Origin of the sequence: Streptomyces sp. NPDC089799 (genome assembly GCF_040684755.1) — a bacterium.
Classification (GTDB): domain Bacteria; phylum Actinomycetota; class Actinomycetes; order Streptomycetales; family Streptomycetaceae; genus Streptomyces.
On the sequence record NZ_JBFBGR010000002.1, the window covers coordinates 193,137 to 207,083 of the forward strand.

Annotated in this window: 11 protein-coding genes, 1 tRNA gene and 1 pseudogene; 8 read left to right on the forward strand and 5 right to left on the reverse strand. The window is 74.8% G+C overall.

Annotated elements, in window-relative coordinates; genetic code table 11:
* The first annotated feature begins 247 nt into the window (after positions 1 to 247).
* On the forward strand, positions 248 to 1,291 hold the full coding sequence (locus AB0O36_RS02565) for a LacI family DNA-binding transcriptional regulator (protein WP_365102971.1): 1,044 nt from the start codon (positions 248 to 250) through the stop codon (positions 1,289 to 1,291).
* On the opposite strand, the gene AB0O36_RS02570 is transcribed toward AB0O36_RS02565, so the two are convergent.
* The 3 genes from AB0O36_RS02570 to AB0O36_RS02580 form a co-directional block, all read right to left on the reverse strand.
* Positions 1,275 to 1,985, reverse strand: a complete 711-nt coding sequence (locus tag AB0O36_RS02570; protein ID WP_365102973.1) for a sulfite exporter TauE/SafE family protein — start codon at positions 1,983 to 1,985, stop codon at positions 1,275 to 1,277. The genes AB0O36_RS02565 and AB0O36_RS02570 overlap by 17 nt on opposite strands.
* The gene (locus tag AB0O36_RS02575) at positions 1,982 to 3,388 is read right to left on the reverse strand and encodes an amidohydrolase family protein (RefSeq protein WP_365103272.1); all 1,407 of its coding nucleotides are present in this window, start codon (positions 3,386 to 3,388) and stop codon (positions 1,982 to 1,984) included. Before AB0O36_RS02575 ends, AB0O36_RS02570 begins: the two co-directional genes overlap by 4 nt.
* Positions 3,389 to 3,462: 74 nt before the next feature.
* The gene (locus AB0O36_RS02580; protein WP_365102975.1) at positions 3,463 to 4,860 is read right to left on the reverse strand and encodes a uracil-xanthine permease family protein; all 1,398 of its coding nucleotides are present in this window, start codon (positions 4,858 to 4,860) and stop codon (positions 3,463 to 3,465) included.
* Positions 4,861 to 5,202: 342 nt separating this feature from the next.
* Here AB0O36_RS02580 and AB0O36_RS02585 point away from each other — a divergent pair, with 342 nt between their 5' ends.
* Entirely contained in the window at positions 5,203 to 5,397 is a 195-nt protein-coding gene (locus tag AB0O36_RS02585) for an antitoxin (protein ID WP_365102978.1), read from the forward strand.
* 139 nt (positions 5,398 to 5,536) lie between these two features.
* Here AB0O36_RS02585 and AB0O36_RS02590 read toward each other — a convergent pair whose 3' ends face one another.
* On the reverse strand, positions 5,537 to 8,203 hold the full coding sequence (locus AB0O36_RS02590; protein ID WP_365102981.1) for a protein kinase: 2,667 nt from the start codon (positions 8,201 to 8,203) through the stop codon (positions 5,537 to 5,539).
* 107 nt (positions 8,204 to 8,310) lie between these two features.
* Positions 8,311 to 8,766 (reverse strand): GNAT family N-acetyltransferase, encoded by a 456-nt coding sequence (locus AB0O36_RS02595; RefSeq protein WP_365102984.1) that lies wholly within the window; start codon positions 8,764 to 8,766, stop codon positions 8,311 to 8,313.
* A gap of 387 nt (positions 8,767 to 9,153) precedes the next feature.
* On the opposite strand from AB0O36_RS02595, the gene AB0O36_RS02600 reads away from it, so the two are divergent.
* The 6 genes and pseudogenes from AB0O36_RS02600 (at position 9,154) to AB0O36_RS02625 (ending at position 13,873) form a co-directional block, all read left to right on the forward strand.
* The gene (locus AB0O36_RS02600; RefSeq protein ID WP_365102987.1) at positions 9,154 to 11,457 is read left to right on the forward strand and encodes a sensor histidine kinase; all 2,304 of its coding nucleotides are present in this window, start codon (positions 9,154 to 9,156) and stop codon (positions 11,455 to 11,457) included.
* A gap of 54 nt (positions 11,458 to 11,511) precedes the next feature.
* A pseudogene (locus AB0O36_RS02605) lies at positions 11,512 to 11,934 on the forward strand (roadblock/LC7 domain-containing protein); the annotation flags it as partial.
* Positions 11,935 to 12,014: 80 nt separating this feature from the next.
* Positions 12,015 to 12,419 carry a DUF742 domain-containing protein gene (locus tag AB0O36_RS02610; protein ID WP_365102990.1) on the forward strand — a complete coding sequence of 135 codons (405 nt, stop codon included), beginning with the start codon at positions 12,015 to 12,017 and terminating at the stop codon, positions 12,417 to 12,419.
* Positions 12,397 to 12,996: an ATP/GTP-binding protein gene (locus AB0O36_RS02615; protein WP_365102992.1), complete on the forward strand. Its 600-nt coding sequence runs from the start codon at positions 12,397 to 12,399 to the stop codon at positions 12,994 to 12,996. Before AB0O36_RS02610 ends, AB0O36_RS02615 begins: the two co-directional genes overlap by 23 nt.
* Entirely contained in the window at positions 12,993 to 13,559 is a 567-nt protein-coding gene (locus AB0O36_RS02620) for a GAF domain-containing protein (protein WP_365102995.1), read from the forward strand. Before AB0O36_RS02615 ends, AB0O36_RS02620 begins: the two co-directional genes overlap by 4 nt.
* A 237-nt stretch (positions 13,560 to 13,796) precedes the next feature.
* Positions 13,797 to 13,873 (forward strand) — tRNA-Pro (locus tag AB0O36_RS02625).
* Positions 13,874 to 13,947 lie beyond the last annotated feature (74 nt).

Consider the following 13,947-nt stretch of genomic DNA (forward strand, 5'->3'; position numbering starts at 1 on the left):
AACGGCGCCGGTCCGCGCCGCCGCGGTGCCTGCCCGGGAAGCCGCCCCGCGAGGGGAGGGCGGCTCCCCGGGCATCGCCCTGTGTTCGGCCGGCGATCGCCGGCCGCCGGTCACCAACCGCCGGTCACCGACCGCAGATCGCCGACCGCCGGTCACCCACGCGCCGTGATCGGCGAAGATGAGGGGGTCACCGCGAAGATGAGGACGGACGATCCCGTCCCCCCACCCGTGAGGAGCAGCCGCGCCGATGCCCGCTTCCGGTCCCGGCCCCAAGCCGCCGACGATCGCCGACGTCGCCCAAGCCGCCGGCGTGTCGCGCACGACCGTCTCGCACGCCCTCAACGGACTGGGCAAGGTCGACCCCCGGACGCGCGAGCGCATCAAGCAGGTGGCGGCCGAACTCGGTTACCGGCCCAACCTGCGCGCGCAGCGGCTGCGGCGCGGCCAGGCCAAGGCCATCGCGCTGGCCTCCTCCATGCCCTTCGCGGTGGCCGGAGGCGCGTCCCGGCTCGGGTTCTACATGGAGATCGCCGCCGCTGCCGCCGAGAGCGCCCTGCTCCACGAATACGCCCTCGTGCTCGTCCCGCCCGTGAAGTCCGGTTCGGGGCTGCACTCCGTGGACATCGACGGGGCGATCGTCGTCGAACCGGACGTGGCCGACGCGGCAGCGGCCGACCTCAGGGAGCGCGGACTGCCCTACGTGGCCCTCGGCCGGCCCGTCTCGCCCGACGAGGAAGCCCCGTACGTCGACCTGCGGGGCGGACCCGTCGCCGAACTCCTCCTGCGCCACCTGCTCGAACAGGGCGCGCGGCGACCCGCGCTGATCATCGGATCCGGCGCACGGCACTCGTCGGTCGACGCGCGCGCCGCCTACGAACGCCTCGCCGCGGAGCACGGCTGGGAGCCGGTCGTGGCCACGGCCCCCGAGGCAGGGGGCGAACAGGCCGGGTACGAGTGCTGCGCCGCCCTGCTCGCCGCACACCCCGGTGTCGACGCCGTGTGCGCCCTGGTGGACACGTTCGCGGTGGGCGCCGTGGCCGCGATCCGGGACAGCGGGCGGACGGTACCGGACGACGTGCTGGTCGCCACCCGCTACGACGGGCTGCGGGCCCGGACCTGCGAGCCGCCGCTCACCGCCGTCGACCTCCACCTCGACCGGGCGGCCGCCGACGCGGTGGAGCTGCTGCTGGGACGGCTGCGCGGGGACGTGGACACGGCGGCGGTGGCCACGCCGCCCGAACCGAGGCTGGTCGTGCGCGCCTCCTCGGTGCGGGTCACATCCCCAGGATGAGTCCCAGCCCGGAGACCAGCGCGAAGCCGAGCACGAACAGCCGCATCCGGCGCGCGTCGATCCGGTGGTGCACCAGACGGCTGGCCCAGGCGCCGGCGGCGATGGCCGGCACCAGCAGGGCGGCCCACCCCAGGTCCTCCGCCCGGCCCTCGCCCGTCGCGAACAGCAGCCCCAGCGAGGCGATTTCGCCGATGAGGAAGCAGACGGCCACGGTCGCGCGCAGTTCGGCGGGCGGCCGGTGCTGGTACACCAGGGCGAGCGGCGGGCCGCCGACGCCGGTCGCGGTCTCCGTCAGTCCGGTGACCGCGCCCGCTCCGAGATAGGCGGCCCGTCCGGGGGCGAACGCCGGCGCGGCCAGGCTCACGACCGCCGCGAGGACGGTGGCGGCGCCGGTGAACAGGCCGATCGCACGGTCGGGGATCAGCAGGAGCAGTGCCAGGCCGCCGGGGGTGGCCGCGAGCCGCGCGCCGGTGATCCAGGAGGCTCCCCGCAGGTCGAGCGAGGCGCGTTCGCGCCAGGCCACGTACACGTTGAGGGGGATCATCGAGGCGAGCACGAACACCGGGAGCAGGCCGGGATCGAGGATCCCGGCCACGGGGGCGACGATCAGCGCGAAGCCGAGCCCACTGCTGCCCTGGACGAACGCGGCGGCGGTGACCGTGACGGCGAGCACGGCCAGGGTCTCGGTGGTCATCGCGCCGCGCTCCGCTCACGCGCCGCGGTGGAGGTGGGGTGCACGCGGGTGACCCCCGCCCTGGCCACGGTGGCGCGGGCCAGGCCGGCCGCCCGCCGGACCAGCGCCGGGCCGTCCCAGTCCGTGGGGAGGCCCCGCCACAGGCGGAGCCGGCCGGCGGTGAACACGGCGGTGATCTGGTCGCGGTTGCCGCGCCGTACCAGCTCCCACGGCAGGTCCCAGGAGAGCGCGAGTTCCGGGCCGGACACGTCGACCAGGAGGAAATCGGCGGCCAGGCCCTCGGCGACGGCTCCGGTCAGGGTGCCGAGCCCGAGGGCCTCGGCGCCGCCCCGGGTGGCGCGGCCCAGCCAGGTCCACCCGGCGCCGCAGGAGGAGTCGCCGCTGGCCAGGCCGTACGCGAGCCGCTGGGCGAACTCGGCGGCGTCGGCGAGCCGGAAGCCGTCGCCGCGGGTGCCGTCGGTGCCGAGTCCGAAGCGGATGCCGCGCTCGGCCATGGTGGCGGCGGGGGCGACGGCGTTGCCCTTCCAGGCGCTGGCGACGGGGTTGTAGCCGACCGCGGTCCCGGTGTCGGCGAGCAGGGTGAGCTCGCGGGGGGTGAGCAGGGTGGCGTGGGCGGCGACCAGCTGGGGGCCGAGGGCGCCGACGTGGTGCAGGTATTCGAGCGGGCGCAGGCCGTGCCGCAGCAGGGAGCGTTCGACTCCGGCCAGGTGTTCGTTGACGTGGATCTGTACGGTGGCCCCGGCCTCGGCCGCGAGCCGGGCGGTGTGCGCCAGGGTGTGGGCGGTGGCCGATTCGGGCGTCGGGACGGCGAGGGAGGGATGGACGAGCGGGTCGCCCTCGTACCGGGCGAGGTGCTGCTCCGCGGCGGTGAGGGCGGCGGGCCCCTCGTCCTCGTTCCCGGCGTCGGCGCAGACCCGGCCGAGGACGCAGCGGATCCCGGCGTCGCGGGCGGCGGAGGCGACGAGGTCGACGTCCACGTGCGCGCGGGTGCCGGCGTCGGCCACGGTGGTGAACCCTCCCCGCAGGGATTCGAGCGCCGCCAACTTGGCGGCGACGTAGGCCGATTCCTCGTCCAGCGCGCCCTCCAGCGGCTCCCACACCCGGCGGAAGATCTCCGACGGCTCGCCGAAGGCGAGCGCGGCGCCGAAGCTCTGCGTCAGGTGGTGGTGGGTGTCGACGAAGCCGGGCATCAGGAGGTGGCCGGGGAGCCGTACCGCGTCGAGGCCGGGATGGGCGCGGGCGATGGCCTCGGCGGGGCCCACGGAGCCGAACGTGCCGTCGGAGACGACCACGGCGTACCCGTCGGCGGGTCCTTCGGGCAGCAGGACGGCGTCCGGGACGAGGAGGATCGGGCCGGGGCCGGTCAGGCGGCCGGGACCGCTCACGGGGTCGGGGCCGGTCATGGGATCGGAGCCGCCGGCGGGGCCGGGGCCGGTCACGGGGGCGGGACCGGTCACGAGGTCGGGGGTGAGCTGGTTCATCGGCTGCTTTCCGTCCGGGGGCCGGCCGCGAAGCGGGCGGCGATCCCCGGCCTGACGTGGTGGAAGAGGATGTTGAGCACCGCCGCGACGAACGCGCCCACGGCGACGCCGCTTTCGAGGAGGATGCGGAGGTTCGGCGAGAAGCCGGCGTACACGCCGGGGATGAGGATGGGCAGCAGGCCGAGCGCCAGGGCGACGGCGCTGATGAACGTGTTGGTGTGCTTGTCGAGGTCCGACCGGCCGAGCATCTGCACCCCGAGCACCGTGATCACGGCGAAGACGACCATGGCGGTGCCTCCGATGACCGCGGACGGGATCACGCTGATCGCACGGGCCACGGGGGCGAGGAAGCCGATGACGATGAGGACGACTCCGGCCGCGGCGGTGACGAACCGGCTGCGGACGCCGGTGACGCGGACGATCCCGATGTTCTCGCCGCTCGTCACCATCAGCGGCAGTCCGAAGAAGCCGCCTGCGAGGGAGGTGAGCGCATCGCCCCGGATGGTCTTGGGGACGTCGGTGCGCTGGTCGATCGTCTTGCCCACGGCCTGGGCGTTGATGACGGTCTGGCCGGTGGCCTCGGCCATGGAGGCGAGGCTGTAGAGCATCAGCGGTACGGCGGCGAGGAGGTTGAACTGGGGGGAGCCGAAGGGCATCGGCTGGGGCACGTTCAGCAGGCCGCCCTCGGTGATGCCGGCCGTGTGGATGCTGCCGAGGACCGCCGCCAGGGCGGTGCCCGCGAGCAGTCCGAGCATGACGGCGAGCTGCCGCAGGACACCCGTGAAGAGCAGGTAGAAGACCACCGTGAAGCCGATGGTGGCCATGCCGAGCATGAGGTTCGTCGGGTCGGCGAAGCCCGGCTGGCCCGGGCGCCCGGTGACGAGGACGGCCCCGACCTTCACCAGGTTGACGCCGACGATGACGATCATCGTTCCGATGACGAGGGACGGGAAGAAGGCGAGCAGCCGCGAGAAGACCGGCAGGACGACGAAGTAGAAGGCGGCGGTGAGGATCACCGCTCCGGTGGCCGTGCGCAGCCCGTGCTGCTCGGCGATGGCGATGAAGAGGATGAGCGGGGCGCCGCCCGGGAGCATCACGAAGGGGAGACGGGGGCCGAACTTCCAGGGCCCGAGCGACTGGATGAGGGACCCGATGCCGGACAGTACGAAGGCCGCGGAGAGCAGCTTGACCGTCAGGGCGGGGTCGAGGCGGAGGGTGGCGCTCATCAGGAAGATCGCCGAGATGGGGGTGGCGGCCATGACGAGGACGTGCTGGATGCCGAAGAGGAGGATCCGGCCGCGCGGCCGGGACTCGTCGACGGGGTGGGTGGGTTCGTCCGCCGGTGCGGGGTCGGTCGGCTCGGTACCGGCAAGGGTCTGACGCTGAGTGAACACGCGGAAGCTCCGTTCGGCGTAGGCACCTTCGTGTTTCGGCCACGATCAGGCTCTGGACGGGGAGCCAAATCGATTTGGCCAAATCGATTTGGCCGTCAGTATGTGAGGGCTGGTGATCAGCGTCAAGGGGCTGAGCGCGACCTTCTGCCGTGCTGCTCTGCCGGGGTGGCCGGATCTGGCCGAAAATCGGGCTGTGGGCGGGCTGTTGGCGCGCCGGAGTGGTGACGCGCCGCCAACACCGCTGCAGCTGCGAACCTGCTGGTCAAGGCTCCGCGGATGCGGGAAGCGGGGCGGGCCGCGATCCTGGGAGCGAACTCCGACCCGGCACCAAAGAGGACAGAGATGTCTGTGCTGGACAAGCTCAAGCAGATGCTGAAGGGCCACGAGGAACAGGCGAGCCAGGGCATCGACAAGGCCGGCGACTTCGTGGACGGGAAGACCCAGGGCAAGTACAGCAGCCAGGTCGACACGGCCCAGGACCAGCTCAAGCGGCAGCTGGGAACCGAGCCGGGGCAGGAGCGTCCGCCGGAGCGGTGACGCGCCCGCGTTGCGCCGCGGTGGCGCGCTCGTGTCCCGATGCGGTGACGCACCGACGTCGTGACCGCGGCGGACCGCGGTCGTCCCGCTCGTGCCCGCGGCGATGTGGCCGCGGGCACGAGCGGCTCCGGGGACCCGCTCAGCGCCAGGCCGGGTGGCCCTCCGAGGACCCCTCGGCGGTGAGGGCGCGGGCGTCCGCGCCGTCGGCGCGCACCGCCCAGACCACCGGCTTCTCGTAGGGACCGCGAACGAAGGCCAGCCACTGGCCGTCCGGCGACCAGGCCGGGTCCATCTCGTGCTCGCGGGTCGCCACCAGCGGCCGGTCGCCCGTGCCGTCGGCGCCGACCAGGCGGATGTCGCCCTGGCTCCCCTGGCCGTCCAGGCCCTGGCCGTAGGTGCCGGCGGTGTAGGCGAACGTACGGCCGTCCGGTGACCACACCGCGTCGAGGGCGGGGTACGGCAGCCGGGTGACCTGCTGCGGTGTGCCCGGTCGGGACGGATCCACCAGGTGGATCTGGAAGTTGCCGTCCCCGAGGTCCACCGAGACGGCGATCCTCGTGCCGTCGGGGGACCACGCGGGGTCCTCGACCTGGCGGGTCCCGGTGGTCAGCTGCACCGACTTGGTGCCGTCGACCTCCACCCGGAACAGCTGCTGGGTGCCGTTCCCCGCCTTGCGCAGCACGGCGAGCCGCTTGCCGTCGGGGGACCAGGCCACGCGCCCGGCCGCGCCGGACGTGAAGTTCACCTCCCGCGCCTTCGTGCCGTTGGCATCGGCGATCCACACGGACGAGCCGTCCTTGCCGCTGCGGGTGAACGCGAAAGAGCGCCGGTCCGGGGACCACTGGGGGAGCATGTCGCAGGTGCTCCCGCTGATCAGCGTGATCGGAACCGCGTCCGCCGGGCTGCGCAGAGCTATGTCCCCCTTGCAGTCCTGCGGCCAGCCGGGGCCGGTGTCCTGCCGGATCAGCATCGGCTGGGTGGGGAAGGGCGCCGGGCCGGCGCTGCCGCTCGCCTTGCCGTTCTTGCCGTCCTTGCCGTCGGGGGTACCGATCTGCCACAGCGCGATGCCGATGGCCGCCACCGCCGCGAGTGCCACCGCACCCACTACCAGGGCGCGGCGCGAGCGGCGGCGGGCGCGCTCATCCGCCGGCCCGGGGCTCTCGGCGGTCCCGGGGAGCGGCGTACCGGGGAGGGGCAGGGTCGGCAGTGGGGTGCCCGGGTGGGGCATGGTCGGCAGGGGAGTGCCCGGCGTGGGCGGTGAGGTCACGGTGGGCGTGCCCGAGGAGCCCTCGGCCCCCGGCCGGACGGGGACGGGGAGCACGGGCGTGGCCGACGGGCCTGGGGTGTCCGCCGTCGCGGCACCGGATCCGGGTGTGCGGTGGCCGGGGGCGTCTTGGCCCGGTGTGTCGTGGCCGGGAGTGTCGTGGCCGGGCACGGGGTGGGCCGGCGCGGCGGCGGACCCGGACACCGGCAACGGCGAAGGGGCGGGCGTGGACGCCCGGCCGGCTTCGGTCACCTGCGCCGACCCGGAGCCGGCCCCCGGGACCGAACCGACCGGCGGCGTCGGGGCAAGGCCGGCCGCCGCCGGGGTCGATCCCGCCACTGGGGCCGATCCCGCCACTGGGGCAGATCCACCCACTGGGACCGATCCACCCACTGGGGCTGGTCCCGACACCGGGGCCGGTCCCGCCACGGGAGCGGCTTCCGCCGCCGGGGCCGGTTCGGCCACCGGGCCGCCGGGAGCCGCGGACCGGGCCGGGTCGACCGCGGTGATGGGGGTGGTGCCGCCCTCGGAAGCACCGGCGGCGGCCGCCGCGGGGTCCCCGCCGGCCTCCGGCTCCGCCTCCGGACCGACCGTCAGACCGATGGCCGGACCGGCCCCGGCCCCGGGCGCCGCGCCCGCCGCCGGACCGGCCGACGTGGCCGGGGCGAGCCCCGGTACGAGGCCGTGCCGCGGCAGCAGCTCCGTCGCCGCGTCCGGCAGCCAGCCGTCACCCTCCGGGTGGCGGACCGTCAGCCTGCGCAGGAAGTCACCGGGGCCGGGACGGCCCGCCGGGTCCTTGGACAGGCACTCGGTGACGAGCGCGCGCAGTTCGCCCGGGACCGCGGACAGGTCCGCCGCCTCGTAGACCACCTTGAAGTGCCGTGCTGCCGAAGGCCCGTCCCCGAAGGGCGAACCGCCCGCCGCCTGGACGAGCACCACCCCGAGGGCGAACATGTCCACCGCGGGCGTGATCGTGCCCCCGGTGAGCTGCTCGGGGGCGAGGAAGCCCGGGGTGCCCACCTGGTAGCCGGTCTGCGTGAGCGCCGTACCGTCCAGCGCCCGCGCGATGCCGAAGTCGATGACCCTCGGCCCGTCCTCCGCGATGATGATGTTCGCGGGTTTGAAGTCGCGGTGGATCACGCCGGCCCGGTGGATGGCCTCCAGCGCCTCCGCGAGACCCGCGGCCAGCACCGTCAGCGTGTCCACCGGCAGGGCCCGGACCCGGGCCAGCACGGTGGCCAGCGTCGGTCCGGGCACGTAGGCCGTCACCAGCCAGGCCGGATCCGCGTCGGGGTCGGCGTCGACGACCGGGGCGGTGTGGAAGCCGCCGACCAGCCGGGCCGCGGCCACCTCGTCGGCGAAACGGCGCCGGAAGCCCGGTTCGGTGCTCAGCTCGGGGCGTACGACCTTCACCGCCACGGCCCGCCCGGACGGCGACCGGCCCAGGTACACCACGCCCATGCCGCCCTGGCCGAGCCGGTGCGTCAGGTGGTAGCGGCCGTTGCCCACCGAGGCGGGATCCCCCGGTTCCAGCGGCTTCATGTACGTGCACCCCCCGTTCAACAGCACCGACAGCGGGTGCGGGCACCCCCTGCCGGTCGCGCCGCCCGGCAGTGTAGCCCGCCGGACCGCGGTGCATCAGTACCGTGTCAGAGGCCGGGAGCCATGTCGTACGTGACCCACATCGTGCGGGTGGCCACCTGGTCGTACTTCGCCCGCGCCCGGTGGTTGTCGTCGGCGGTGATCCAGCGCACCACGCTCCAGCCGCGCTCGGCCGCGATCCCGCGCAGGGCGGCGAGCAGCAGGTCGGCGGCGCCCGAACCGCGGCGGTCGGGGGCCACGAACAGGTCGTCGAGGAAACAGCCGACCGTCGCCGACAGCGGGCGTGCGAACGGCCGGTAGTGCGCCAGCCCGACGAGCCGCCCGTCCGCGTCCTCGGCGACCAGGGCGCCGACCTCGTGACCGGGGTCCAGCACCCACGACCAGACCAGCGCGGCCGCCTCCTCGCTCTGCTCCACGGCGTAGAAGTCGGCGTAACCGCGGTAGAGGGCGCGCCACTGCGCGAAGTCCTCGGGGCGTGCGGCACGGACCTGGATCTGGGACATGGGTCGTCTACTCCGACTCGAAGGAAGGGCGAAGGGTGCCCGCCGGGATGCGGCCCGTACGGGATGGAACGGCCGCACCGGAAGCCGATCATCCGGGAACGCGACGGGTCCGGGCAGTGGCCGGGGTGTCGAAAAGGGGGGCGTCCGGGACACCGCGATGGACAGGTGCGCGCCGGGCGCCGGGAGGCCGGTCCGGCGCCCCGGAGCGTGCGCTCCCGGCGCAATCGGGCGGCCGTACGAGCGCTCCTTCGGGAGCGGGAAGCACCCCGGTGAAGTTCCCCGACTGACCGTCGGGGGCGGGATCGTGCGGTCTAGCGTGGGTACTCGGTGATCAACACCGGGTCCCGGGCAGCTCCGGGGATCCGGCCCCACGTACCGAGGACCACGATGTCCGGAACCCGAGCCACCGCACGCCACACCCCGTCGAGGCACGCCGCCACCGGATCCGGGCGGCAGATACGGCCCCAGCTGCTCCGTGCCGCTGTCCTGCCCACCCTGGCCGCCGGACTCAGCGGTGCCGCCGCGGTGATCTTCACCCTGCAACTGGGCGGCGGTTCCGGCCACCGGGACGCCCGGCTGTGGCCGGTGCTGGCCGGCTGCGGGCTGCTGGTGGCCGGCGCGCTCGCGGCCGCGCTGCTCGGGGCCCAGCGCGCGGCCAGGACCGTACGCGACCGCTGCGAGGTGCTGCGCCGGTCCAGTACGCGCGGCCGCCAGGAGCTCCGCACCACGGCCGAACGGCTGGAACGCGGCGAGGCCCCGGCCCGGCCGGTACGGACCGGCGCCGCGCAGGCCGCGACGACCGGGAAGGCGCCCGCGGGCGCCGACGAATTCTGGCTGCTGGCACAGGAGTTGCGCGGCGCCCGGGACCACGCGCAGGCCGTGCTGCTGCGGCTGGCCGGACCGGAGAACCGAACGGACAGCGAGCAGAAGGTGGAGGTCTTCGTCAACCTCGCCCGGCGGCTCCAGTCGCTGGTGCACCGGGAGATCTCGCTGCTCGACGGCCTGGAGGACACCGTCGAGGACCCCGACCTGCTCAAGGAGCTGTTCCACGTCGACCACCTGGCCACCCGGATCCGGCGGCACGCCGAGAACCTGGCGGTGCTCGGCGGGGCCGCCTCCCGGCGCCAGTGGACCCGGCCGATCGACCTGAGCGAGGTGCTCCGCTCGGCGGTCGCGGAGGTGGAGCAGTACACCCGGGTGAAGGTGGTGCCCCCGGCGGGCGGCACCGTACGCGGCCACGCCGTCGCGGACGTGGTGCACCTGCTGGCCGAACTCGTCGAGAACGCGACGGTGTTCTCCGCGCCGGACACGGACGTGGTGCTGCGCGCGGAACGGGTCACGTCGGGCATCGCGGTCGAGGTGGAGGATCGGGGGCTCGGCATGCCGCCGGAGGAGCAGCACCGGATGAACGAGCTGCTCGGCGACCCCGACCAGATCAGCGTCCGCCACCTGCTCGCGGACGGCCGGATCGGGCTGTTCGTGGTCTCCTCCCTGGCCCGGCGGCACGGCATCGCGGTCGAGCTGAAGTCCAACATCTACGGCGGGGTGCTGGCGGTCCTGGTGCTGCCCCGGGAACTGCTGGGCGCGGAGTCCGCCGACACCGCGGCGGACGGCTCCCGCCTGACCCGCGACCCGCTGCCCCCGCTGGAGCCCGTACGGCTCTCGGGGCCGCGCCCCGCAGGCATCCCCCGGGACCACACCCGGGCGACACCCCCACCGGCCCCGCCGATGGCATCGCCGGAGCCGATGGCACCTGCGGCTCCCGTGGCTCCTGCAGCCCCTGCCATGCCGGTGGCTCCTGGGGTATCCGTGGCTCCTGCGGTGCCCGTGGCTCGTGCGGATGTCGTGACTCCGCCGGAGCCGGTGGCTCCTGTGGCTGCGACGGGCACCCGCGCCCCCGCCGTACCGGCAGCCGTGCCGGCGCCCAGGCCCACACATGAACGGCTCCCGGAGGACCGGCCCGGGGACCCCGCATCCGGATCCCCCTCCCGCACCGCGATCGACCCCCTGACGGACGCGCTGACGGACGCCCTGACGCACGACACGCCCGTCACCATCCGCTCCACCACCGGAGGCTGCCCCGGGGATGCCCGTTCTGCCGGCCGGTCCCCGACTGCCCGTTCGGCCAACGCCGCGCCCGCAGCGGCATGGTCGGCGGACACGTGGCCTGCGGATGCTCCTTCCGATAGCCCACGGTCTGCGCACGGCCGGTCGGCCGCTGCCCGGTCCGCCGACGCCTGGCCGGCAGACGTCCGGGCAGCGGACGACCGGCCCGCCGGTGGCCGGGGCCTCGGCGTCCGGACCGGTGGCGGGCAGTACGAGGACGGTCGGACAGCCGGGGAGCGGGCGGCCGAGACACCTCAGCCAGAGGCACCCCGGGCAGAGGCACCTGCCGCCGAGGGCCGGTCGCCCGGCGACCCGCCGAACCCGGTCGCGGCCGCGTCCGCGTCCACCGAGGAGCGGGGGACAGAGGGCGGGCCGGGGCCGGGACAGGTGGCGGGGCCGCCGGACGGCGGGCGGCCCCCGCTGCCCCGGCGGCGGGCCCAGGCGCACCTCGCCCCGCAGCTCCGCGACGCGCCACCGCCCCGGGCGGCGTACGCCGCCCCGTCGGCCGAGGTGCCCGTCCACGACCCGAACCTGATGGCCGCGTTCCGGCGCGGCTTCGGACGCGCCCAGTCCGAGAACCCTTGACCCGACCCCCTGACCCGACCCGCATGACCCACCCCCGATCGAGGAGCGCACCCCATGGCCGGCGAAGCGACGACCACCACGGGCCGAATGTCCGACCTGGACTGGCTGCTGAGCGGGCTCGTGCAACGGGTGCCGTACACGCGCAGCGCAGTGCTGCTCACCGCGGACGGCCTCGTCACCTGCGTGCACGGCCTGGACGCCGACAGCGCCGACCACATGGCCGCCCTGGCCTCCGGCCTCTACTCGCTGGGCCGCAGCGCCGGCGCCCGGTTCGCCGACGGCGCCGAGGTCCGGCAGGTCGTGGTCGAGCTCGACTCCGCCCTGGTGTTCGTCTCGGCCGCCGGAGCCGGCACCTGCCTGGCGGTGCTCGCCGACCGCGAGGCCGACGCCGGCGTACTCGGCTACGAGATGGCCATGCTGGTCAAGAGCGTGCGCCCCTACCTGGCGGCCGCTCCCCGACGCCCGGCCCCGGCCCCCGTCGGCACCTCCGCCACGTCGGCGACGTCCGTCACGTCCGCGACCGTACCCGCTCCGACCACACCCGACCGGTCCGGCCGATGAGGGCGTACGCACCCGGCGCCGCCCGCCGCGACACTCCGTGGCTCGACGACACGGCGGGCCGGGTCATGCGCCCGTACACGGCCTGCGGCGGCCGCACCCGTCCGGCCGTGGCGCTCGACCTGCTCTCCGTGGTCACCGCGACCGGCGTACGGCCGCGGCCGCCGCTCGGCCCCGAGCACACCCTCGCACTGCGCTTCTGCGCGGGAGCCGGGGCGGCCTCGGTCTCGGTCGCGGAGGTGGCGGCCCAGCTGCGCCTGCCCGCGGTGATCGCCAAGGTCCTGCTGTCCGATCTGGTGCAGGCCGGCGCGGTGACGGCGCAGGCGCCGCAGTTCCTGAACAGTCCGGCCGACGACCAGTCCCTCCTGCGGGCGGTGCTCGATGGTCTGCGCAGAAGGCTGTGAGGACCGCACCGGCCTCCCGGCGACCCTGAAGATCCTGGTCGCGGGCGGGTTCGGGGCGGGCAAGACCACCTTCGTCGGCGCGGTCAGCGAGATCGAGCCGCTGTCCACGGAGGAACTGCTCAGCGACCTCGGCGCGCACACCGACTTCCTCGACGGGGTCGAGACGAAAGCCACGACCACGGTGGCGCTGGACTTCGGCAGGATCACCCTCGACACCCGGCCGCCGCACGTCCTGTACCTGTTCGGCACGCCAGGCCAGGAGCGCTTCTGGTTCCTGTGGGAAGAGCTGTGCGCGGGCGCGCTCGGCGCGGTCGTGCTCGCCGACACCCGGCGCCTGGCCGACTGCTTCCCGGCGGTCGACTTCTTCGAGCGGCACGGCATCGCCTTCGTCGTCGCCGTGAACGAGTTCGAGGGCGGCCACCGCTACACCTCCGAGGAGGTACGCGAAGCGGTCGGCCTCGCACCCGGCGTGCCGGTCGTACGCTGCGACGCCCGGCTCGCCGTCTCCGGCACGGGGGCCCTGGCGGCCCTCGTCGGCCATCTGCTGTCCGACGTCCAGGGGGAACAGGGCATATGACGTATTACGAGTCGACCGGACACCTGCTGCTCACCCCGGTGGACCGGGACGCCGGGACACGGGTCCCGCGGCTGCGAGAACTGGGGCTGGGGGAGCGGGTGGACCCGGAACTCGACGCGTTCGCGCGGCGGATCGCGGACGCCGTCGGGGCCCCGCACGCCGGGGTCAACTTCCTCGGCGAGGACCGCCAGTTCTTCGCCGGCCTGCACCACGGCGGCGGCCCGGACGGCCCGGGGACGCCCGCGGCGCGCGGGTACCCGGCCCGGGTGCTGGCGCGGGACCACGGCTACTGCCCGTACGTGGTCGTGCGGCGGCGCGCGCTGGTCCTGGAGGACGTACGGGACTTCGCGCGGTTCGCGGGGAACGCGGTGGTCGACGAGAACGGGGTCCGCTCCTACCTCGGCGCACCGCTGACCGACCGGCGGGGGATCGTCCTGGGAACGGTGTGCGCGGCGGACGGCGTCCCGAGGCGCTGGGGCACCGGCGGCCTGACCACGATCAAGGCACTCGCGGCGGAACTGGTGGACCGCATCCACGGCCGGGAGGACTGGGGCACCTGGTGAAGCCCCCCGCTCCCGGCGGGACACGCACCACCCCTCCGCCGACGTCACGGAACGTGATGGCATGCCCCTCCCGCGTCACGCCCGGCCGGGCCTCCCCGCCCGGCCACCCCACCCGGCCACCCGCCGGTCCTCCCGCCCGGCCACGGCCGCCGGGAAAACGTGCGCGCGACCACTCCGCGAAGTGCGGTATTGTTCTGGTGCACGTTCACCCAGGGGAAACCCCAGGTCAGCGGGCATCGGGACGTGGCGCAGCTTGGTAGCGCACTTGACTGGGGGTCAAGGGGTCGCAGGTTCAAATCCTGTCGTCCCGACCATGCGGAAACGCAGGTCGGAGGCCGTTCTCTCATCCGTGGGAGGGCGGCCTTTCGCATGCCCGGAATCATGGGGG